Raw genomic sequence first — 21,307 nt, 5'->3', positions numbered from 1 at the left:
TCGGACGCCATCCAGCGCTACAGCGATGATTTATTCGTGATCCCCGGTGAAATTACGCCGGATCGAACGCCCGGATCGGCGGCAGATTGCCGTTGAACCGCTCCACCTCGACGGTCGTGAGCTGGCCGGTGCAGCCCTGCGCGAAAGATGACGTGCCGATGTCGCGGGTCAGCACGTTCGGATTGCCGTGCACGCAGAGCGGCGCTTCCTCCTCGGGATCCATCGGGTCGTACCAGGCGCCGGTCGGCAGCTGCACCACGCCGGGCGCGATGCCGTCGGTGACATGCACCGCGGCCAGACAAGCACCGCGCGCGTTGAAGATGCGGATGATGTCGCCCTCAGTGATGCCACGCGCCTTGGCATCGCGCGGGTTCATGCGCGCGACCTCGCGGCCGCGATGCTTGGCGTCGAGCGAGTGGCCGCCGAAATCGAGCTGGCTGTGCAGGCGCGTCACCGGCTGGTTGGCGACGAGGAAGCACGGCGAGCCAGGTTTCGGCGTGTCTGATTTCTCGAGCCAGACCGGATGGCCCGGACAATCCGCATCGCCGTGGCCAGCGATCTTCTGCGAGAAGATCTCGATGCGGCCGCTCGGCGTCGGCAGCGGCCGCGCGACCGGATCCTCGCGGAAGCGGCGCAGCGAGCCGCCGTCGTCGAGATGCTGCGGCACGACCAGGCTGCCGCGCGCCCAGAATTCCTCGAAGTCAGGGGCCTCGAGCCCGCGCGCGGCGAGCGCCTTGCGGGTCGGCTCATAGAGATGCTCCAGCCACTCGCGCGAGGTGCGCCCTTCGGTGAAGGGCTCGCGGGCGCCCAGCCGCTCGGCGAGATCGGCGAAGATCTCGTAGTCGTCACGGGCGAGGCCGAACGGCTCGGCGATCCGGTGCATCGCGACCATCAAGGGATCGTTGCTGGAATAGCCGATGTCCTCGCGCTCCAGCGTCATGGTCGAGGGCAGCACGATGTCGGCGTGGCGCGCGGTCGCGGTCCAGGCCAGCTCATGCACCACAAGCGTGTCGAGCCGCGCAAACGCCTTGCGCAGGCGGTTGAGGTCCTGGTGATGGTGGAACGGATTGCCGCCGGCCCAATAGACCAGGCGGATATCCGGATAGGTCCGCGTCTCGCCATTGTAGCGATAGGTCGTGCCGGGATTGAGCAGCATGTCGGCGATGCGCGCCACCGGAATGAAGTCGGCGACGCCGTTGCGGCCCTGCCCCAGCGTCGGCCCCGGCACCGCGTTGACGCGGCGGCCGTAGTAGCCGATCGCGCCGAGCGAATAGGCGTAGCCGCCGCCGGGCAGCCCGATCTGGCCGAGCGCTGCCGCCAGCACCATGCCCATCCACACCGGCTGCTCGCCATGCTCGGCGCGCTGCAACGAATGCGAGACGGTGATCAGCGAACGCCGCCCGGCGAGCCGCCGCGCCAGCGTCGTGATGGTGCCGGCATCGATGCCGCAGATCGCCGCGGCCCATTCGGCGCTCTTCGGCACGCCGTCGGCCTCGCCGGTCAGATAGCGCAAAAACACCGGCCAGCCCTCGGTGTAGCGATCGAGGAAGGCCTGATCGTGCAGGCCTTCGCTGACCAGCGTGTGGACGATGCCGAGCATCAGCGCGGTGTCGGTGCCGGGGGTGGCCGTCAGCCATTCGGCGCCGGCCTCGACCGGCAGATCGTCGCGCAGCGGGCTGACCAGGATGAATTGGCAGCCGCGCCGCTGCGCCGCTTCCATCGCGCCGCGCTCGACATGCTTGCTGATCGAGCCGCCGGCGACCATCGAGTTCTTCAGCGCCATGCCGCCGAACGCCAGCACGATGTCGGTTTCAGCCGCGATCTGCTCCCAGGTGACGTTGCGCTTGGTGATGTCCTCGTAGCCGGCGAGGATCTGCGGCAGCAGCACCGAGGACGCGCCCGAGGAATAGGTGTTCACCGAGCGGACATAGCCGCCGAGCGCGATGTTGAGGAAGCGGTGCACCTGGCTCTGCGCGTGGTGGAAGCGGCCCGCGCTCGACCAGCCATAGGAGCCGCCGAACACCGCGCCGGGGCCGATCGTGTCGCGGATGCGCGCGAGCTCGCCGCCGAGCAGATCAAGCGCCTGCTCCCAGCTCACCGAGACGAACTCGTCGCGGCCGCGGCGATCGTCGGGACCCGGCCCACGCTCGAGCCAGCCACGGCGGATCGCAGGCTGGGCGATGCGTGCCTGGTGGCGCAGCGCGCCGGGGAAGTTGTTGATGATGCCGTTCGGATCGGGATCTCCGCCATAGGGCCGGACTTCGAGACCCTGTTTGCCGAGCCGCGCCGAGAACACGCCCCAATGCGAGGTATGCGGCTTGAAACCATCGGACAGATCGAGGCCGGGATCGGGGTAGCCAATGGTTTCGCTCATCTCATCTCCTCCGCAGGCCGACGGTCAGGCCGCGCCTCGGTCGCAACGTGCCGGCCAGTATAATGATCCAGTCCGCACGCGATACCCGCCGGCCGGTTATCGCCCCGTGCCTTGCCGGCATGACTGCGGCTGACGGTGGCGGAACTCCCCGCCGCAGCGGCGCGTCAACCAAAATATCGAAAACAACCCCATGCACAGTAGCCGGCGGTATCAGGCGCTCGACAGCGCGTCTTGACACGTCGGGCAACTCAGGGGTATTTTTCCAATATTCCGAAATCGTGCAAGCGCCACCTCGCCCGCAACAACGGGTGCGACGTTTGCGCCTGCGCCCGAAACCCCTCCCCACCATCGACATCGTACCGGCACCCGCAGCGAGCGATCGCCTGCGCGCGTGCCGCGCGCGCCCCAAGGACCATCGACATGACGACTGCACCTGACATCACCTTGCCGACGATGCCCGCCGCCCCCGGCCTGAGCCAGGCCACCGCGACGCCGCGGATAAAACTCTCGCGGCGCGGATACGCCATCGACCACCCCGACCGGAAGCTCGGCGAAGCGCTGATGGCGAACGCGCTGGGGGCCGCCGATCGCGACGCGATGGACGGCATCCTGCGGCAACTGGTCAAGGCCAGCGTGAGCGGCGGCAAGCCCTGCGAGGTCAACCTCGCCTTCATGATCTCGATGGTGAAGAGCATTGGCCCGCGGGATTCCGTCGAGGCCATGCTGGTGGCGCAGATGGTGTCGGTGCATGTGATGGCGATGCGCTGCGCCCATCACCTCGCGCATGCCGACGACCTCGCCCAGCACGACAGCGCCGCGCGGGCGCTCGGCCGGCTCACCCGCACCTTCCCCGCCCAGATCGACGCGCTGACCCGCTACCGCAGCCAGCGCGAGCCCGCCATCACTGTGCAGAACGTGAAGGTGGAGGACGGCGGCAACGCCATCGTCGGCAACGTCACCCAGCATGCGAGCGTGATCGTCTCCGACCAGCCCCCGGCCGCCGCAGCGCGGGCACTGAGGCCCGCGGACGCCAGGCGACGGCACGATGCCGCCGACGCCGGGCAAAACGCTCAGGCATGAGCGGTCACGTGAGAACCACCGGGGCGATGCGGGCGAGCCCGCGCTGCGGCGCCAAGACCCGGCCCGGCGGCGCCTGCCGCGCGCCGGCGGTGCACGGCAAGACGCGCTGCCGCATGCACGGCGGCGCACAGGGATCCGGCGCGCCGAAGGCAAACCGGAACGCGCGCAAGCACGGCCTGTTCACCAGGGAAGCGATTGAGGAGCGGAGGGAGATACGGGCGTTGTTGGGGGGCGTGCGGAGGCTGCTGAGGGAGATGGAGTGATGTCGGCGACATGGCGGCCTATGAACACGGTAACGGCACCACACACTACCTCCGAAAGCCGGAAAGAGTTCGGAGAAGGGAACTCAGTGCGCGCGCATCTTCCGGAGAGCCGTCCCAAGCCGAGAGTGCCGCCTCCTGTATGCGTTCGCGATCGGCGTTCGAGGGGACAACAGGCATCAGATAGTCGTCAACCTTCAATCCTAAAGTCATGCAAATCTGCATAACATTTGAACTGACGGTCGTGAACTTGCCAGCGAGAATGCGGCTAACCTGACTTTGATGAACTCCTGATTTTCTCGCTATGCTAGAAATCGTAAGACCGTTGGCGGACAGCCGAGCGGCAACGTCCCTCCGGAATAATTTCTGCCCTTGGCTTGTCATTTTCATGCAAATCTGCATAATGCTATGAGCGCGTGTTTTCAAGCGAAAACCTCAAGCATGATGATCGCGACCGCTTGAGTGGACTTGGACCGAAGGAACCAGTATTGGAGGGTCTAATGGCTTGGAAGAAGAACGGAGTTGTCGCGGTGAAAGTCGGGGTTGGACCGACCATCATGCTGCAAAGTGGAGCTTGGTTCGACTTTTGCGCTCCTCAAGCAAGCGACTTCACCATCGAGGACATCGCGCATGGTTTGGCGCACATATGTCGGTATGCCGGACAGTGCAGAAGCTTCTACTCGGTCGCGGAGCATAGCCTCCTCGTCAGCGAGACTGCGGTGGGCTTCGAGTTTGAGGCACTGATGCACGATGCGGCGGAAGCTTTTCTTGGTGACGTGACGCGTCCTCTCAAGCAGATGTTGCCGGAATTTAAAAGGATCGAGAAGGAAGTGGAAGGAGCGATCTTCGATCGCTTTGGCATCACCCACCCGCTTCCGCCCGAAGTGAAGAGAGCGGACCTTAGGGTCTTGGCCGCTGAGCAGAAGCAGATTATGCCGGAGGGCACCGACGGATGGATTCGTGGACAGCGCGTCGATCCGGCTCCTATTACCGTCCGGAACCTCTCTCCAACCGACGCCAAGCGTGCATTCCTGCAGAGGTTCGACGCCCTCTACCGTCGAAGGGACAAATCGTCGGAGATTTCAAGCCCCTTTACTCCCGGAAGTGGAATGCGTTGAAAAGGGGGAAAAGAGGTCGATCTGCTGGACTCTCCTGAATCCCTCGCCTACGCCATGGACGCGGAAATGGCGCATTTCCAATCTCCGGGGGTAGTACATGTCCTTTCGCAAGGACCGATCGCTCGACGAACTCGCACGCATCGGCAACGTCGCTCAGTTCGTGAGCTTCGCTCCTGATACGGGCAAAAATGCGCAGCAGTTCAGCCGCGTAGCAGGTTACGATCCGAACAATAGGTTCGCCAACAATCGCATCGCATTGGTGGAGCTTCTCGCCTCGAGCTCGGACCGCAGCATCAACCTGCGAAGCTTCACGCCCGAGAGCCCTCAGAGCCGCGAATTCCACTACGGCTTGAAATCGTCCGAAGAGGCATCGTCACTGCTGGAGCGGCTTCTTTCGGAGGGGATGTTCGTCATAGCCAACGAGACCGTTGACGTGAACGACGGGGGCGTTTCCGGGGTCATCCAAGGGGACGTGATCGAGTTTGCGCCCGATGATACACCTCGTTGCGTCGAGAAGGAGGGCGCGGCTTCCCTGCCGACCGACTTGGGACTCGCCCTTCTGAACTCCGTCTACGGATTTCGGCCGGAAGTAGTCGATGCCGGCCGAGGACGCCTCGAATTCAGTATTCATCCGAAGCCCCGGGGCTGGCGACGAACCCACACGTTGATGTGGGAATATGAAAAATCGACGCGCGCGCCGGCGCAGGCTAGATTGACATGGCCGAACAAGTTCAGCCGACACATAGGTGACAAGGCCTTCGGCCTTATGATAGCGGACGCGATGGGACTCAGGGTCCCGCGGACCACCGTGATCTCTCGACGGGTCAAACCCTTCTCGTTCGGCCAAGACACTGGCTCCCATGAGGTTTGGACACGCACGTGTCCTCGCGAGCAGGAGCCGGGTCGGTTCACCACCGCGAAAGGCTGGCTCGACCCATTCGACCTTCTCGCGGCCGAAGATCCTCAAGGCACATCGATCTCCTCCGTTCTATCGCAGGCGGCCGTGCACGCAAGATTCTCCGGCGCTGCGATCACCGACAGCGAGGGCAAGCCAATCCTTGAAGGCGTTGCCGGCGAGGGCGACGCCTTCATGCTCGGAAAGAAAAGCCCCGAGAGGATGCCGGAATCTGTCCTTGAGGACGTCGCCGAAACGTACCTTTCCGCAATGCGCAAGCTCGGGCCCGTACGGTTCGAGTGGGTTCATGATGGTTCGAAGGTTTGGATCGTGCAGTTGCATCGCGGCGGCACGTCGAGCGTGGCAGCGACCCTAGTTCCCGGCGAGGCATCCCGTTGGGAAGTGTTCGAGGTATCCAAAGGTCTGGAAGAGCTGCGACGGCTCCTTCACTCGCTGCCGGACGATGTCGGAGTTCGAATCCGAGGAGAGATCGGCCTCACCAGTCACTTCGCCGACTTGTTGAGGAAGATGAACCGGCCTTCGCGCATCGCGTCGTCGGATCCGGCTTCCGCCAACTGACCCTAAGGACCATCATCCTCAGCCGTTCCAGGACAGCGCCACAGCTCCGTTGCAACACCCTTGTCCACGGCGTGCACCGCAACAAGATGGTTCTTGACGTCTGGGACGCCGTCGATCACCACGAGTTCAGCGATGCTATCCATTATCTTGCGGGTCTTTCTGCGTTCGTCGAATGGATAGTCGGCGATGCTCTTGAAGGTGTCATGGCCGCGGGGTTGAGGATTATACAATGTGGCTCCGCTGTTGATCGGACTCAACTGGATTCGGTCGCGGTGGGCGTTCACCAGCTTTGCAGTATCGACCGTGAGGACCGTTTGCGGTCGGCCTCGATAGGCCTTGGCGTTCAATAGCGTTCTCAAGCGATCGCGCGAAAGCCAGAAGAACGCTCGCTTGTTGAGGAGTTCGAACCATTCTTTGGGCGTGATGTTGGGCGCGAGGCACTTGGCCAATTGCGAATCCCGCATCGGTATGTTGTCGCGCACTGTGGCCACTTCTCGGCCATTCGCGGTGATCTTGACCGACTTCGGTCGTCTCTGGGATTCTAGGGCGAAGCGTTCGTCGCCAGTTACTTTGTGCAGGTCGAGCAATTTAGATGTGCTCAACAGGCCATGCTTCCTAATTGAGTCCCAACTGCCGTCTTCCGCCATGTGCCAGAGCCGCGGGAATTGCTCGAGTAGGTCCGCTTCTTTCAACGCCAGCTCCTGCGATCAATTACCCCAAAGCGGTCGAAGCGCGTAGAAATCAACGAAACGGGAGCGTTCGTGACGCGCTCAAGCTCGGCGATGAATGCTCGCGTCTCATCCGTCAACTGTTCGAAGCGCGTCGCTTGCCTGTTCGATGCTGCAATATAGTCAGAAAAAGTCAGCGCGACGTCGGTCGCGCCGTTCAGAACTGCCGACCGACGCACTTGCTCCCAATCGAATTCCGCGATTCTACGGAGGTTTCGAGAGACCGAGCCGTGTTCGGCTGGCTTGATTTCGTCGATCGGCAATCCGGAGCGTGCTGCGACCGTCTCGAAGTCGATTTCGATGCCCTCGGCTTTGCCAGTGTGATCGGCGACGCCCATCGGGCCGGATTTACCTCCCACGCGGATCGGATAGCGTCTGGTCACCATCACGATACGCCTTGCGCGGGCGGGCGCGATGCCGGCATCGGCTAGACAGCCCGCTGCCGTCGTTTCGCGCGCTGTGACGTTGGGATACTGTCCATGGTGCAGGCTTAGCCATGTGCCTTGCGTCCCTTCGAGCATCACGCGGCCGCCAACCGCGTAAGCATCCTCAAGCTCGCGAGCAACCGAACCGACATAGGGTTGGAGAACGGGATGATCCTTTGCGAGACATACAGGGCCGCCGAAGACGGGTGTGTTTCCCCGGTTGAGGATCTTGCGCGCCAGAGCCGCACCGGCGCCCTGCTTGGTCGATCCGATAGTTGCGACACCACCCGTCTTGTCTTCGAAGTCACGGTCCCATTGATCGATGACTAACGCCTGTTCGTCGATGATGATGCGGCGCTTCTCGACGCCGAGATCCTTCATCTCCTTCAGGATTAGATCGGGCTGGATGGTAGAACCGGCGGCGATCAGAATCTTGGCAGCTGGATTGGAGCCAGTGCCCGAAGGCAGTTGACGGTAGTTGTATCTCGGGTCGGCAACCTGATGTCCGGCATTCGGGCCTCCGACCCGTACCAAGTAGGAATAGTCTTCAGCAAGATAAGCGCAGATTTGGCCTTTTCCCTCGCTACCGTACTGAGCGCTGATGATCACGTCGACGAGCGGGATCGAACTCAACGGAAATAAGCTCAGCCCTGAGATAGCCAGCGCCAGCAGCGACGGAGGCTCGCAACGCTCGTTGACCACGACACGATCAGCGATTTTGTCAAGCTGCCACACCCCGCTCTCAGTGGAGTCGGCTCGCACCACGTCGTAAGCAACCGTATCGCTGACCGCCGCCCGGCTCTCGTACCGTTTCCTGACCGTGTCAGGATTGGCTGTGAGATGGATATGGACGAACCGGCGACCGTATGCCTGCCGCAGATGATGCACTTGGCGCTCGGTTCGCACGGCATCGACTAGGACGACGTCAACGGTCGCTCCATACTGAGCGACGATCGGAGCACACTTGTCGCGCACCCAAGTGCCGTCGGTCAGTTGGTCCAATTCCTTTCCCTTCTCGATCAACGAGGCGCGGTCGTCGCTCGCGCCCTCCGCGAGCAGGAACTGGCGTGTCGAGATACGATGTGTCGCGAAACGGTGTTCGATTTCTTTGGTTAGAGCGGTCTTGCCAACAGCGACCGGTCCCGACACTGCAATGACGTACTTCATCCGATCTCACCTTGGATCCTCTATCGCTGCAGGGAATTACGGTGACGGTGCAATAATTTGCCCGCTAGGAGCTAAATGCACCGTCACCGCAACTGCAAACTGAGCAGCTGAGGGAAAAGCTGTCGATTCTGGAGAATCATCGGAGTGCCGATAACCAAAGCGACTATCGCCAATACCGCATAGCCGGAAGGAATACGCAGACCGGACAACCCCTTACCCCAACCAAAAAGATAATCTGACTAGCGCTGCAATCTACGGTGTAGAATGTAGAGCTCCCTCGCAAGGGGCACAAGTGCGACCTTAGTTATGCAAATCGGAAGCTCTGGATTCCGAGAGGCGTTCTATTTAACCCAACCGCCCGGCCGCTCCCCTTGATCACCTACATCCGCGTATCGGCTTACCAGCAGCAGGGACGCTCTGATCTCAACATCGAGGCCCAACAACGCAGAGCGGATCAATACTACCTCTATCCGCCACCACCGAGTGCTAGCGATGGCACTATTTGCGAGATTGTTTTTGAACAATTAGCACTTCCGGAGCCGCTAGCGCTCTGTAGAGGAAACGCCCCTTGTTTCATCCTCTAGACGCCCGGGCAGTCTCTCGTCCCGGCAAAGCCGGCTCACCCGAGGGCGCAACAGGAGCACCATGCGTCGAATTGTCGTGACGGGCCTGGGGACGGTGTCCCCGCGGGGCTGTGGCACCGAACTGGTGTGGTCGAGGCTGCTGGCGGGGCATTCCGGGCCTCATTAGCCCCCCACCCCCGCGCCTTCAGTGGCCGACGGAGCGTCGGTTCATTTCCTCCAGCGGCTCGCGCAGGCCATCGAACTGCGTGCCGAACCCTTTCCAGTCTCCGGCCTTCAATCGCTCCACCGCCTGATTGTAGCGATCGAGCGCCTGCTGCGCTGGGCTCGCCGCGCCGCCCGCAGGGGGCACCGTTTCCGTTGGGTTTGAAACCGCCGGCATCGCACCGGGCTCTGCGAACAGCGCAGCCAGGGCGTCGGCGAGCGTCTCCTTCATCACGACATGCTCGCCGTAGGCTGCGATCACGCGCTTCAGCTCCGGCAGGTGGCCAAGCTCGGCGCGCATATAGAGCGGCGAGACATAAAGGATCGAGTTCTCGATCGGGATCACCAGGAGGTTCGCGCCGCGTATCACCCGCGAGCCCATCTGATTCCACAGCGTGAGCTGCTGCGAGATCTCGGTATTCTGGTTGATCCTCGCCTCGATCTGAAACGGCCCGTAGACCAGCTTGTCCTTAGGGAATTCGTAGACGATCAGCTTGCCGTAGTCGGGCGCGTCGCAACGCGCCGCGAGCCACGCGATCATGTTGTCGCGACGGCTCGGCACCATCGGAACCATCAGGAAGAACTCGGCCTGCGGCTCGCCGGGCAGCCGCATGATGATGTAATAGGGAGTCATCACCGAGGTGCCGTCGCCGCCCGGCTGGCGCGGAAACTGCCAGAAGTCCTGCGGTTGTAGAACGTTTCGGCCTGCTCCATGTGGTAGGTCTGATACAGCCGCGCCTGAATCAGGAACAGATCCTCCGGATAGCGGATGTGCTTCTGCAAATCCGCCGGCATGGCCGTGAACGGCTTGAACAGGCTCGGAAAGATACGCTGGTAGGTCGCTGCAATGGGATCGCGCGGGTCGATCAGATAAAAGTCGACCGTCCCGTTATAGGCATCGACGACGACTTTCACCGAATTCCTGATGTAGTTGAGATCGAGCTCCGGCACCGGCTGCGCCGAGGGGAAATAGGAGCTCGTGGTGTAGGCATCCTGCATCCAGAACATTCGCCCGTTGCTGATGACGAGATAAGGATCATGATCGAGCCTGAGGAACGGCGCGATCGTGCGCACCCGTTCGGTGATGTTGCGCCGGATCACGATCCGGCTGTCGGCCGTGATGTAGCTCGAGAGCACCAGGTTCGCGTCGTTGAAGTAGTAGGCGAACAGCGTTTGCCATCCCAATGCGCCGATCGGCACGCCGCCGCTGCCGTCATAGGCTGCATAGACGTTGTCTTTCCCCTTCGGATAATCGAACTCCGGGATGCTGGCCTTGACGATGACGTAGTCGTCGCTCTCCTCGCCGAAATAGATGCGCGGTTCGTCGATCCTGGGACCGCCGTCGGCAACCGGCGGAATATCGCGCAGATAGAAGAACGGCAGTCCTTCCGGGCTCTTGCGGGTGACCGGGCTCATCACCGCGCCGTTGCCGTGCGTGAACAGCACGTGGCGGTTGACCCAGGTCTGGGCATTCGCGGGCAACAGCGAGGCCCGCAGCTCGCGGGCCGAGAGCATCACGCTCTGATAGGCGCCGTCGAGCCAATAGCGATCGACGTCGAGATCGTGGAATTTGTAGTAGGTGCGGATCTCCTGCAGCTGCGCGTAGGTATTCGACAGCGGCAGCCAGTCCCAGAGCCGGATGTTGTCGATGGTCGCCTTGTTCGCTTCCAGCGTCTTGAAGGTCAGCCGCTGTTCGGCGGCAAACGGCTTGGCTGCGATCCGGTCGAGATTGTAGGCCTGCCTCGTGAGCGCGATGTTGCGTTCGATGTAGGGCTTCTCCAGCTGCAACTCCGTCGGCTTGACGACGAAGTGCCGGAACAGCGAAGGCACGATGCTCGACAGCACGACCGAACCTGTGCCGACCAGGATGAAGGCAGCGGCAAGAAGCCGCCAGGTGCGGACCCGCAGGTTGGCCCATGCGACGAGCGCCGCGACGATCGAGAGCCCGATCATCAGCCACAGCGCCGGCAGCCCCAGATGAACATCGGTGTAGCTCGCCCCGACCACGACGCCATTGTCGCCGTAGAGCAGGAGATAGCGGTCGAGCCCATAGGACCAGGCCTTCACCGCGAACAGCAGGCCGACCAGCGCCGAGCCATGCGCGATCGCGGTCGGCGAGATCGATCGGCTGTGAAGGTCGTACTCGATGTCGCCGCGCGCCCAGTAGATCGCGCCGGCAAACAGCGCGCTGAGGACGATGGCGAGCAGCATCCAGTTCTTGATCGCGAGATAGGCGGGCAGCGCGAAAAGATAGAAGCCGATGTCCTTGTTGTAGAGCGGATCCTCCGCGCCATAGGGCACATGGTAGAGAAACTGCAGGAAGATGCTCCAGTTGCCGGCTTCGCTCGCGGCGACCGGCACCGCGAGCAAACCCGCACCGAGCGCGACGAACCACGGCCGGGTCAGTCGCTCGCGCAATATCGCGGACGGATCGGGCGACAGCGCAACACCGGCCACCTGCCACGGGGCGGCCGCCTTCTGTCGCGGCTGCGGCATGGCAAACCGCGCCGCCAGCACGCCGTTCAACCCGAGGACGACGGCGGTCGCTGCCAGGACGGCGAAAACGACGCTCGCCTTGGCGCCGATCGCGGTCAGAAAAACCTGCAAGTAGCCGATCGAGGAAAACCACAGCCAATCGACCAGGACGTCGCTCGCGAGCGAAAGCAGGATCAGGCAAATCGCGATGACGAAGGCCGCAACGACCAGCCTGACCACGCCACTCTGCCGTGGTACCTTCCGGCCGGGTCCGGTAATCCCGATCGTCATGGCTTGATCATAGCGGAAATCAGCAGCGCCCGCCGCTTGATTCGTGGGTCGGGCTGACGACGTCGTGGAAATAGCGAACGATTGGCGCTCCCTGGGGAGCCCCCCGTTTCAGCCTCGCGAGGGTCGCGTCCCAACCGCCGGACGAAGGGAGCGCTGCGAGGGAAGTCAATCCCTTGACGTCCGCCCGGTCGAGACAATAGATGACGGATATCATATAAAACAGGCCCGACGCCCGGGCGGTCGCGTCCCGGCCACGCCGGTTCGCACCAAGGGCGCGACAGGAGAGCCATGCGGCGAATTGTTGTGACGGGCCTGGGGACGGTGTCCCCGCTGGGCTGTGGCACCGAACTGGCCTGGTCGAGGCTGCTGGCGGGGCAGTCCGGGCTGGCTGCATTGCCGGATTGGGCGGCGGCGCTGCCGGGGCGTGTCGCGGGACAGGTGCCCGACAAGGCCGCCGATGCCGAAGGCGGGTTCGATCCGGATCTCGCGGCGCCGCGCAAGGACCAGAAGAAGATGGACCGGTTCATCCTGCTCGCGCTGCTCGCAGCAAGCGAGGCCGTGGCGCAGGCCGGCTGGCTGCCGGCCGAGGCGCATGCGCAGGCGCGCACCGCGGCCGTGATCGCATCCGGGATCGGCGGGTTTCCCGCGATCGCGGACGCCGTGCGCACCGCGGAGACCAGCGGGCTGCGCCGGCTGTCGCCGTTCACGATTCCCTCCTTCCTGGCCAATCTCGCGGCCGGGCACATCTCCATCCGCTACGGCTACAAGGGGCCGATCGGCGCGCCGGTGACCGCGTGCGCCGCGAGCGTGCAGGCGATCGGCGACGGCGCGCGCCTGATCAGGTCGGGCGAAGCGGATGTCGCGATCTGCGGCGGCGCGGAGGCCTGCATCGATCCGGTAGCCCTCGGCGGCTTTGCGGCGGCGCGGGCGCTGTCGACGACGTTCAACGACACGCCCGCGCGGGCGTCGCGGCCGTTCGACCGCGACCGCGACGGTTTCGTGATGGGCGAAGGCGCGGGCGTGCTCGTGATCGAGGAGCTCGAGCACGCGCTGCGGCGCGGCGCGCAGCCGATCGCCGAGATCACCGGCTATGGCACGACGGCGGATGCCTATCACATCACCGCAGGTCCCGAGGACGGCGACGGTGCCGCCCGCGCCATGGAGGCGGCATTGCAGCAAGCCGGGCTGCCTCCCGGCGAGATCCAGCATCTCAACGCGCATTCGACCTCGACGCCGGTCGGCGACCTCTCCGAACTCGCCGCCATCAAGCGCGTGTTCGGGCGCGAGGGACGCGTTGCGGTCAGCGCGACCAAGTCGGCGACCGGACATCTGCTTGGCGCTGCCGGCGGCGTCGAGGCGATCTTCACGATCCTGGCGCTGCGCGACCAGGTGGCGCCGCCGACGCTCAACCTGGAGAACGCCGATCCGGCCGCCGCGGGCATCGACCTCGTCGCCAACGTCGCGCGGCCGATGGAAATCGAACACGCGATCTCGAACGGCTTTGGATTCGGCGGCGTCAACGCCAGCCTGGTGTTTCGGCGCTGGACGTGATCCGCTTGCGCGGCCTCGCAAGGAAACGAGGGCCGCGCGAGGCTTCCTCCCGGAATGGCCCGGCTACTGCAAGGTGAGAAGGCTCGTCTTCTTCGTGCAGGCGGACAGGTCGAAGTCGAGCTCGGCCTCGTCCTGCCGGAGCTCCAGCTCGGCACCGCGTTTCGGAAAGCACGGACCGGATGCGGTCCGGGCGCTCACCGAAACGAGCGAGTCCCGCTTGACCTTGCCGAGGATGTAATAGCCGCCCGCATCGGTCGCGGTGGTGCGGGTCGAGCCATCCTCGTTGCGCAGCGTGATCGCGACGCCCTGCTGCGGCCGGCCTGACGGCGCAACGACCTGCCCCGCAACCAGCAGGCTTCGATCCGGAGCAACCGCGTTTCCGGTCGGCCGAAGCCCCTGCATGGCGCCGATCTCGAGGATGTCGCCCGGCTCCGCGTCGACCAGCCTGATCTCGACCGAGCTGATCTTTCCAAGCGCCAGCGGCAGCACCCGCCACTTCTCGAAGCCCGCCTTCCAGAGGAAATCGTGCTGCGCGACGGTCACGGTGTGCCATGTGCCGTCCCGCTCGAACGGTTTGGTCCAGCGCCCGGTGTCGGCATCGTCAGGCGGCCGGGTGCCGGCGCCTTCGGCGACCGAAACCATCGCGCCCGCTTCGGTGCGCCAGACGATCGCGAGCTTTCCTTTCGCGGTCCTGCCGTCGTCCCTGCGGATGCGGTAGGACCAGGACAAATGCGTGACGTTGAAGAGCTTGAGGTCGTTTGGTGCGAATGTGAGCGCGGCTTCACGCGAGGTCGCGGTGAGCCTGGCATAGCCGGGCGGCACGTCGGAGCCCTCGCCGGCCGCCGTGTGCCATTGGTACGTTCCGCCCGTGACCCGCGTTTCGCCCGAGCTTTCCAGCGGCAGCCTGTTGAAGAATGTCGTCGGCGTGTTGTCGTCGACGATCGTGATGCTCTCGCGCCCGGTTGCGTCGGCGGGGTTTCGCGTGAAGGACGTGACCGGCTTGCCGTCGAGCGACACCGTCGCGCGATCGGAGCTCGGGACGTAGATCGTGATGCCGTGCAGATCGCGGGTCCCGGCGTTCGGGTCCGGCAATTTCTCCTGCAGGACCTGGTCGACGAACGACGCGATGTCGACCGCGGAGGTGTCCGGATTCACCGACACGTGCTGCGCGATTTGAGAATGCACGATCCGGTAGTTCGACCAGACGGCGCTTGGCGGCACCCACACGCGTCTTGCTTCCGGCAGTTCACCGCTCGGATTGTAGTAGTCGCCTGCGAGGTTGCGAAACTCCTGCATGGTCACCGCAGGGAACGGCGCTTCGGGTGTCGCGGTGAAGGTCGGGTCCAGGTAGACCGTGCCGAAATGGGTATACCAATGGTGCTGAACCGAGGCGCCCTTTGCAATCAGATGCCGGCCGAGCGCGATCTGGCCGCCCGCGGTGGCACCCTGTGAGGCCGAGCGACAATAGATGCTGACCGTACAGACATAGGCCTTGAGATCGAAGTCCGCGAGCCGGGGTTCGAGTTTCACGAGCACGGCCTTGGAAGCGTCGATCGGTTGATCGGCCTCGCCGAAATTGACGTGGCTCTTCGCAAGAGCGTAGAAGCCCGGAAAGACCGAAGCGAGCGGCGCGATGCCCCGGTGGAATGACCACGTCTCGCTCTCGTCACCGTTCCAGATCGACGTGACACTGCGGTATCCCATCTGCTTCAGGATATCGGCATAATAGCCGTGCGTACCGGACGCTCCCGCCAGCCCCATCGACTCCTGCCGGACGTCCGCGCCAAGCTTGTAGTCCGGCTTGTAGTGCGGCCCCGGTCCCTCGAATGACGGGTGATAGCTCAGGCCGCCATGCGAGGTGAACGAGGAGGGGCGGATGTCGAGGAGATCGAGTGTGTCCTTCTGGGCCAGCACCGACCAGCGGCTGAAATTGTCGCGCTCGATCGCGACCAGGTTGACGGCGCATGAAGCGCCGCACGAACCCGACTTGATGCGCAGCCCGGTCAGCTCCGGAAACGGTCCGTCCCGCCCCGGCATGACGCCGACCGGCCACGGCTCATTCAGGATGATGGTGACCGAGGTCGGTGCGGCGGCAGGCGGCTTGCCTGCGCTCATCCGGAAGCGTGCCGTGGTTTCCCGGGGAAACAGATAGGCCGCGCCGTCGGCGAATTGCGCCTCGACCACCAGATCATCCGGCGGATCCCGGTCGAAGAACATCCGCAATTGCTGGTAGCCGCGCGCGCCCTTGCCGCCGAACGCCTCGAACGCGTGCATCCACTCGCCGGCCCCCTTCAGGTCCAGCGCGATTCCGCCGGCCGACAGCGGCAACGGTTCCGGCAACACGCGCCGGAACTGCGGCAGCATGTCGTCGGCCCAGGAATGGATCGTATCGATGTTGCCGCGATGCCATTGCCGCAGCAGCAAGCCGAACACCGAATGCTCTCCGACCCGCGACGGCTGCGTGCTGAGACCGGTGTAGGATTTGAACAGCGCGCTGACATTGTCGCCGCCGGTGGAGCTGCTGATCCAGAAGCTGTCCGTGATCGGAAGCCCGAGCTCTTCGTTGAGGTAGCGGTGGATCGAATGTCCCTGCCACGGCGTCTGATAGTCGACGTCGCTGGTGAACGTGATCATGCTGCCGAACGGGTAAGGCAGCGGGCGGACATCCGCCGCAGGAGAGTCCGCGGCAAAGGATGACGTGCCGGCCGCGATCAAGACAAGGCAGATAGCCAGCGTCCTGCGTATCATTTGCCGCTTCCGAGAGCCGGCCTGGACAGCATCGCGGCGAGCTGGTCGGCGAAATGACGCGCCAGCCACTGATGTCCGCGCACCGAATAATGCGCATCGTGCTGATAGGTCAGGCGCTGTTCCGCCGGCGGCACCGGGGGCTGCACGCAGTCGATCGACGCCTGCTCGCACAGCCTGGCGAAGTTCTCGAGCAATTGCGCGGTTCCCACGCGCACGGTGCGGCCATCCGGCATCGCGAACTTGCCGTCGCAGCTGTTGCTGCCATGGCAGACGGCCTGGTCATGACCGCTCGCCAGGACGAACCGCGTGTTGGGATAATCGCTCTTCAGCTTCCTGGCGACCGCCGCGAACAGATCGAACGACGCCTTGGCCTCCGGCGCGAAATCCGCATAGGGAATGCTGAAGCTATCGAAGATGCCGAGGCCCTTGATCAGCGGCTCGTTGGTCGGAGCGACGGCGTCGAGCGCCCAGCTCGGATCCCATGGCCGGAACGTCAACGCGCCTTTGGCATCGAAATAGAAGTCGTCGAGCACGTTGTGCTCGTAGCTCCATCCGAGCGTGCTCTTCAGGATCCTCGCGTCCATCTGGGTGGCAAGCCCGCTCATCTGTTCGATCAGAACGACGTCGGGGCTGAATTTCATGATGTAGTCGCGGATCGCCCGGTAGTTGGCCGCAAGATCGCCATTGTCGCGCCCGGCGGAAATGACCTCGACGCAGCGACCGAGGCGCCGTCCGAGCTCGCTTTCCAGCACCACGTTGAACTTCTCGGTGGCCTTGACCTGCAATGCGACGAAGGTGCTGCCGCCGACCGCGCCGATGCGCAGGCAGCGGTCGCGGTTGTCGATTGCGCGATCGCGGTCGAGGTGTCCGAAATTGTTGGCGAAGGCCCGGCCGGCAAACTCGCGGGGATATCCCGGGCCGCCCGGCCATACCGTACGGCGGTGCTTGGCGTATCGGAAGACGGTCAGATTTTTCTGGTCGTCAGTGTCGAACTCGGACTTGATGTCCGTCTCCGCGGCGTTCGGTTCCTTGCGGCCGGGATTGTCGAACTCCGGGCGGACCGGAACATCGACGACCATCGCACCGGCCAGCGGGCGAAACCAGCGCCCGAGCGACGCATAATAGTCCTGATCTTCGAACCGATACCGCAACGATGCCGCAAGGCGCGTCGGGACATCCGAAAATGCAAAGCTTCCATCGAGCCCGAGCTCGGTCGATCGCGTCTGGTTGTCTTCAAGGACGAGTTCGATGCGCTTGCCCGCGGTGGCCGATCCACCGACGACCTTGCCGGAGATAGTCGAGGCCGCGGCGCCGGATGCTGCGGCATCCGATGCGGTCAAGGCGAGGCGTCGAATTGCCAGTTCGCCCGGCCCCGCGCCATCCAGAATGACGACCCATGATTTGACGCTGCGTCCCGAACCGCCGGCGAGCGCTGCCTTCAGCGATCTTGGCAAGGTCGCGACGTAGCGGCGGCTGCCGGCGCCCCGGAGTTGCTTGAGCGTGCCGGCCTTCGCGACGGCTTCGGCGAGATCGGACGGAACATCCGCCGGCTTGAGGGCGGGATCCACCGGCATATCCGGACCGAGGCGCAGCGACCATCCGGTGAACGAGTAATCATCGAGGATCAGTCCGACCGTGAGGGTTCCGGCCCGGATCGTATCGCCGTCAAGCTCGAGCTCGATCTGCCTGGCGTTGATCGCAGGGGTGTAGTCCGGCGACCAGGCCAGCCACGACTTGCGCGCGTTCGTGGTCAGGACCGCGGATGTCACGCCGATCGGCCCGGTCCGCTTTTGCGTCAGCGTGCCGCCGTAGACCTCGAGGAGGCCGGCCTTCTGATAGACATCGATGTCGTTCAGGAATGCCCATTCACCGAGCTGAGCCGCGCTTCCCTGCACGGAATTCGCCGATGCGGCGCCTGCGGTATCCGTCTTCAGATCTGAAAGACGATCTTGAAGGTCAAGGATCTCGTCCCTGATCTCCGCGGTTTGTTCTGACTGCGCTGCTTGAATGGCGGCCAGTTCGGAGCTCTGCTTGGCATGCTCGGCCTGGAGGTTGGCGAGGACGGCAGACTGCCGCAACTGCTCCCCTGGCATCGCCTTCAGGATGCCTACATAGTAGCGCAGCTTCGGGGCGACGCGCGGACCGATGACCGCGGCGGCAGCGGCCGCAGCGACCAGCAGAACGATGACCGTCAGCGCCTTCCGTGAGCGCAACCTTCTGGATGGGAGCTCCGCCAATTAACCGGTCCTTTGAGATTGAATTAGCGGATGGTCTTCGGGTCGAGGTTGTTCGCGGTCACGCTGATCTCGGCCCCTTCCCGCTTGAAGGACACCGTTCCGATCTTGACCATCCCCCCGTAATTGGGCCGCGCGTATTCATCCATGCTGGTCACGAACGCGAAGATCACCTCGACGGTCGCGTAGCTCTTATAGCGCTCGTCGCTCAACATCTCGGTGGCATAGCGCTTGCCCGTCTCGACCAAGGTCGAATTGACTTCATCTGCGGACAGCGCGCGCAGCTTGTCGCGATCCGGCTGCAGGTTCAGAAGCATCAGCAATCGTTCGCCGCGCGGCGCGGCGACGATATTGCTCCGCGCAACGTCGAGCGCTTTGGTCGTCTGAGCGGTGGCGACAGACATTGGAAGAGAGACGAAAAACGTCATCAGGCAGGCGAATAGCGGCTTCCACATACGCTCGGTCCACACCAGTTTGGCGTGGGGTACCAGACTTAAAATCTCAAGTCTACATATATGGGAGCGGGGTTCGCCGACCGCGCGCGCGGGCCTTCTGTGGGCCCGGCCGCTGGTCATCGGACGCGCAAATGCCTCACTTCGCCACGCTCGCATCGATCAGGAGCTTGGCCACCGTCAGCGCCGACTGCGCCGGCCCCTCCTCCGACTGCTGGCCGGTGACGTAGATACCTTCGATCAAGAGCAGCAGGGCATCGCCGAGCACCGCGGGGTGACGCGCGCCCATGCCGGCTGCGAGCTCGCGCAGCCGCTTGCGGAACCGCTTCTTGTGCGCTTCGGCGACCTGCCGCGCCGGATTGTCGCGCGACGGATATTCCACGGTGGCGTTGCTCAGCCCGCAGCCGCGATAGCCTTCGGCCACGGCGCGCGGCGACAACACCCTGATATAGGCGAGCACGTGCTCGCGCGGATCGCTGTATGATTTTCCGCCGGGCTTCTCGAAACTCTCCCAGAAGTTCGCCTCATAGTCGCGCATATAGGCGGCGGCGAGATCGTCCTTGGAGGCGAAGCTGCGATAGAGGCTCGGCTTGGTGACGCCGGCCCGGTCCACCACCTCGTCGACGCCGACGGCGCGGATGCCCTCGCGATAGAACAGCTCGGCCGCGGAGGCGCGGATCCGGTCGGCGGCACGGGCCGGACGCTCCGCGGCCGGCTCGACGGTTTTCTTCATGGCAGCCATTCGAATCCTCCCGCGCGGCCCGCTTGACAATGTTACTGACCGGTACGTATACACGACGCATCGCAATACGTACCGGTAAGTAACATGCCAGACCCATCCATTCAAGCCGCCTCCACCTCGAAACGGCCGTTCGGCCAGAACTACGCCTTCGTCGTCGTCGCCGTGATCTTCCTCGCGCTGCTCGCCTCCGCCGGCCTGCGCGCGACGCCGGGCGTCCTGATGCTGCCGCTGCAGCAGGCGTTCGGCTGGGACGTCGGCGTGATCTCGTCATCCGCCGCAGTCGGCATCTTCCTCTATGGCCTCGCCGGCCCGTTCGCCGCGGCCGTGATGCAGCGCTTCGGCATCCGCCGCACGGTGCTGGGCGCGCTGGTGCTGATGTCGGCATCGACCGGCGCGAGCTATTTCATGACCGCGCCGTGGCAATTGTTCATGAGCTGGGGACTGCTCTCCGGCATCGGCTCGGGCGCGGTCGCCAACGTGCTCGGCGCCACCATCGTCAATCGCTGGTTCACCACCAATCGCGGCCTCGTCATGGGGCTGCTGACGGCGTCGACCGCGACCGGCACCCTGATCTTCATGCCGGGCCTTGCGGCGCTGGTCGCATGGGGCGGCTGGAAGCCGGTGGTGCTGACGGTGGCCGCATGCTGCGCGGCGCTGATCCCTCTCGTGTATTTCCTGGTGCCCGAGCGGCCCGCCGCGGTCGGCCTGCGCTCGTACGGCAGCCACCACGACGATCATGTCGCGCCGCCGGCGCAAGGCAATCCGTTCGTCGCCGCCATCAGCAACCTCGTGCGCGCGGCGAAGACGCGGGCATTCTGGTTCCTGTTCGCCACCTTCTTCATCTGCGGCTTCACCACCAACGGCCTGGTCGGCACCCATCTGATCGCGTTCTGCGGCGACCATGGCATCGTCGAGGTGCAGGCGGCGAGCCTGCTGGCGCTGATGGGATTCTTCGACCTGTTCGGCACCACGCTGTCGGGCTGGCTCACCGATCGGTTCGATCCGCGCAAGCTGCTGTTCCTGTATTACGGGCTGCGCGGCCTGTCGCTGATCTATCTGCCCTACTCGGATTTCTCGCTGGTGAGCCTGTCGGTGTTCGCGGTGTTCTATGGTCTCGACTGGATCGCGACCGTGCCGCCGACCGTGCGCATCGCCAACGAGGCGTTCGGCGACAAGAATGCACCGCTGGTGTTCGGCTGGGTGGTGGCAGGCCATCAGCTCGGCGCCGCCTGCGCCGCGTTCTTCGCTGGCTTCCTGCGTTCGGCGCAGGGCGATTATCTGCAGGCCTTCATGATCGCAGGCCTGACCGGCATCATGGCTGCCGTGCTGTCACTGATGATCACGAGACGGCCGGCGCAACCGGTGCTCGCCGCGGCGTGAGGACGCGCGACGCGCTCGCGCTT

General features: G+C 64.1%; 14 protein-coding genes and 1 pseudogene. 6 read left to right on the top strand and 9 right to left on the bottom strand.

The genetic code is table 11. The annotated features are described in order from the left end of the window. Positions 1 to 52 precede the first annotated feature (52 nt). Positions 53 to 2,374, bottom strand: a complete 2,322-nt coding sequence (locus XH92_RS10780; RefSeq protein WP_194459185.1) for a molybdopterin guanine dinucleotide-containing S/N-oxide reductase — start codon at positions 2,372 to 2,374, stop codon at positions 53 to 55. A 420-nt stretch (positions 2,375 to 2,794) separates the two neighbouring features. Between XH92_RS10780 and XH92_RS10775 the strand changes: the two genes are divergently transcribed. Continuing rightward, positions 2,795 to 3,454 (top strand): hypothetical protein, encoded by a 660-nt coding sequence (locus XH92_RS10775; protein ID WP_194459184.1) that lies wholly within the window; start codon positions 2,795 to 2,797, stop codon positions 3,452 to 3,454. A gap of 8 nt (positions 3,455 to 3,462) precedes the next feature. Then, positions 3,463 to 3,717: an HGGxSTG domain-containing protein gene (locus XH92_RS10770; RefSeq protein WP_371817986.1), complete on the top strand. Its 255-nt coding sequence runs from the start codon at positions 3,463 to 3,465 to the stop codon at positions 3,715 to 3,717. 45 nt (positions 3,718 to 3,762) lie between these two features. Here XH92_RS10770 and XH92_RS43815 read toward each other — a convergent pair whose 3' ends face one another. After that, positions 3,763 to 4,098 (bottom strand): helix-turn-helix domain-containing protein, encoded by a 336-nt coding sequence (locus XH92_RS43815; RefSeq protein ID WP_371818073.1) that lies wholly within the window; start codon positions 4,096 to 4,098, stop codon positions 3,763 to 3,765. 116 nt (positions 4,099 to 4,214) lie between these two features. On the opposite strand from XH92_RS43815, the gene XH92_RS10760 reads away from it, so the two are divergent. After that, positions 4,215 to 4,832: a hypothetical protein gene (locus XH92_RS10760; RefSeq protein WP_194459181.1), complete on the top strand. Its 618-nt coding sequence runs from the start codon at positions 4,215 to 4,217 to the stop codon at positions 4,830 to 4,832. Positions 4,833 to 4,929: 97 nt separating this feature from the next. Further along, the gene (locus tag XH92_RS10755) at positions 4,930 to 6,306 is read left to right on the top strand and encodes a hypothetical protein (protein ID WP_194459180.1); all 1,377 of its coding nucleotides are present in this window, start codon (positions 4,930 to 4,932) and stop codon (positions 6,304 to 6,306) included. A gap of 2 nt (positions 6,307 to 6,308) precedes the next feature. On the opposite strand, the gene XH92_RS10750 is transcribed toward XH92_RS10755, so the two are convergent. The 3 genes and pseudogenes from XH92_RS10750 to XH92_RS10740 all read right to left on the bottom strand — a co-directional run bounded on the left by XH92_RS10750 (position 6,309) and on the right by XH92_RS10740 (position 12,177). Then, entirely contained in the window at positions 6,309 to 6,998 is a 690-nt protein-coding gene (locus XH92_RS10750; RefSeq protein ID WP_246788365.1) for a hypothetical protein, read from the bottom strand. Next, positions 6,995 to 8,626, bottom strand: a complete 1,632-nt coding sequence (locus XH92_RS10745; protein WP_194459179.1) for an adenylosuccinate synthetase — start codon at positions 8,624 to 8,626, stop codon at positions 6,995 to 6,997. Before XH92_RS10745 ends, XH92_RS10750 begins: the two co-directional genes overlap by 4 nt. A gap of 768 nt (positions 8,627 to 9,394) precedes the next feature. Next, positions 9,395 to 12,177: pseudogene (locus tag XH92_RS10740) on the bottom strand (UPF0182 family protein). A 288-nt stretch (positions 12,178 to 12,465) separates the two neighbouring features. Here XH92_RS10740 and fabF point away from each other — a divergent pair. Beyond that, positions 12,466 to 13,728: a beta-ketoacyl-ACP synthase II gene (fabF, locus tag XH92_RS10735; protein ID WP_194459178.1), complete on the top strand. Its 1,263-nt coding sequence runs from the start codon at positions 12,466 to 12,468 to the stop codon at positions 13,726 to 13,728. A gap of 63 nt (positions 13,729 to 13,791) precedes the next feature. On the opposite strand, the gene XH92_RS10730 is transcribed toward fabF, so the two are convergent. The 4 genes from XH92_RS10730 to XH92_RS10715 are packed head-to-tail and all read right to left on the bottom strand — an operon-like array spanning position 13,792 to position 19,895. Further along, on the bottom strand, positions 13,792 to 16,476 hold the full coding sequence (locus tag XH92_RS10730; protein WP_194459177.1) for a carboxypeptidase-like regulatory domain-containing protein: 2,685 nt from the start codon (positions 16,474 to 16,476) through the stop codon (positions 13,792 to 13,794). After that, the gene (locus tag XH92_RS10725; protein WP_194459176.1) at positions 16,473 to 18,689 is read right to left on the bottom strand and encodes a hypothetical protein; all 2,217 of its coding nucleotides are present in this window, start codon (positions 18,687 to 18,689) and stop codon (positions 16,473 to 16,475) included. Before XH92_RS10725 ends, XH92_RS10730 begins: the two co-directional genes overlap by 4 nt. Before the next feature lie 47 nt (positions 18,690 to 18,736). Beyond that, positions 18,737 to 19,285: a hypothetical protein gene (locus XH92_RS10720; protein ID WP_194459175.1), complete on the bottom strand. Its 549-nt coding sequence runs from the start codon at positions 19,283 to 19,285 to the stop codon at positions 18,737 to 18,739. Positions 19,286 to 19,301: 16 nt separating this feature from the next. Beyond that, a complete protein-coding gene (locus XH92_RS10715) occupies positions 19,302 to 19,895 on the bottom strand; it encodes a TetR/AcrR family transcriptional regulator (RefSeq protein ID WP_194461207.1) in 594 nt (197 codons plus the stop codon). A 93-nt stretch (positions 19,896 to 19,988) separates the two neighbouring features. Between XH92_RS10715 and XH92_RS10710 the strand changes: the two genes are divergently transcribed. Beyond that, positions 19,989 to 21,284 carry an MFS transporter gene (locus XH92_RS10710; protein ID WP_194459174.1) on the top strand — a complete coding sequence of 432 codons (1,296 nt, stop codon included), beginning with the start codon at positions 19,989 to 19,991 and terminating at the stop codon, positions 21,282 to 21,284. The last annotated feature ends 23 nt before the right edge of the window (positions 21,285 to 21,307 follow it).

Source organism: Bradyrhizobium sp. CCBAU 53421, assembly GCF_015291625.1.
In the GTDB taxonomy this organism is placed as follows: Bacteria; Pseudomonadota; Alphaproteobacteria; order Rhizobiales; family Xanthobacteraceae; genus Bradyrhizobium.
This window is presented reverse-complemented; position numbering and strand designations above follow the sequence as displayed.

Bases quoted from the DNA above. Each gene is read 5' to 3' on its own strand.
- XH92_RS10780 (WP_194459185.1), bottom strand. From the start codon at position 2,374: ATGAGCGAAACCATTGGCTACCCCGATCCCGGCCTCGATCTGTCCGAT.
- XH92_RS10775 (WP_194459184.1), top strand. From the start codon at position 2,795: ATGACGACTGCACCTGACATCACCTTGCCGACGATGCCCGCCGCCCCC.
- XH92_RS43815 (WP_371818073.1), bottom strand. From the start codon at position 4,098: ATGACAAGCCAAGGGCAGAAATTATTCCGGAGGGACGTTGCCGCTCGG.
- XH92_RS10760 (WP_194459181.1), top strand. From the start codon at position 4,215: ATGGCTTGGAAGAAGAACGGAGTTGTCGCGGTGAAAGTCGGGGTTGGA.
- XH92_RS10755 (WP_194459180.1), top strand. From the start codon at position 4,930: ATGTCCTTTCGCAAGGACCGATCGCTCGACGAACTCGCACGCATCGGC.
- XH92_RS10745 (WP_194459179.1), bottom strand. From the start codon at position 8,626: ATGAAGTACGTCATTGCAGTGTCGGGACCGGTCGCTGTTGGCAAGACC.
- fabF (WP_194459178.1), top strand. From the start codon at position 12,466: ATGCGGCGAATTGTTGTGACGGGCCTGGGGACGGTGTCCCCGCTGGGC.
- XH92_RS10730 (WP_194459177.1), bottom strand. From the start codon at position 16,476: ATGATACGCAGGACGCTGGCTATCTGCCTTGTCTTGATCGCGGCCGGC.
- XH92_RS10720 (WP_194459175.1), bottom strand. From the start codon at position 19,285: ATGACCAGCGGCCGGGCCCACAGAAGGCCCGCGCGCGCGGTCGGCGAA.
- XH92_RS10715 (WP_194461207.1), bottom strand. From the start codon at position 19,895: ATGAAGAAAACCGTCGAGCCGGCCGCGGAGCGTCCGGCCCGTGCCGCC.
- XH92_RS10710 (WP_194459174.1), top strand. From the start codon at position 19,989: ATGCCAGACCCATCCATTCAAGCCGCCTCCACCTCGAAACGGCCGTTC.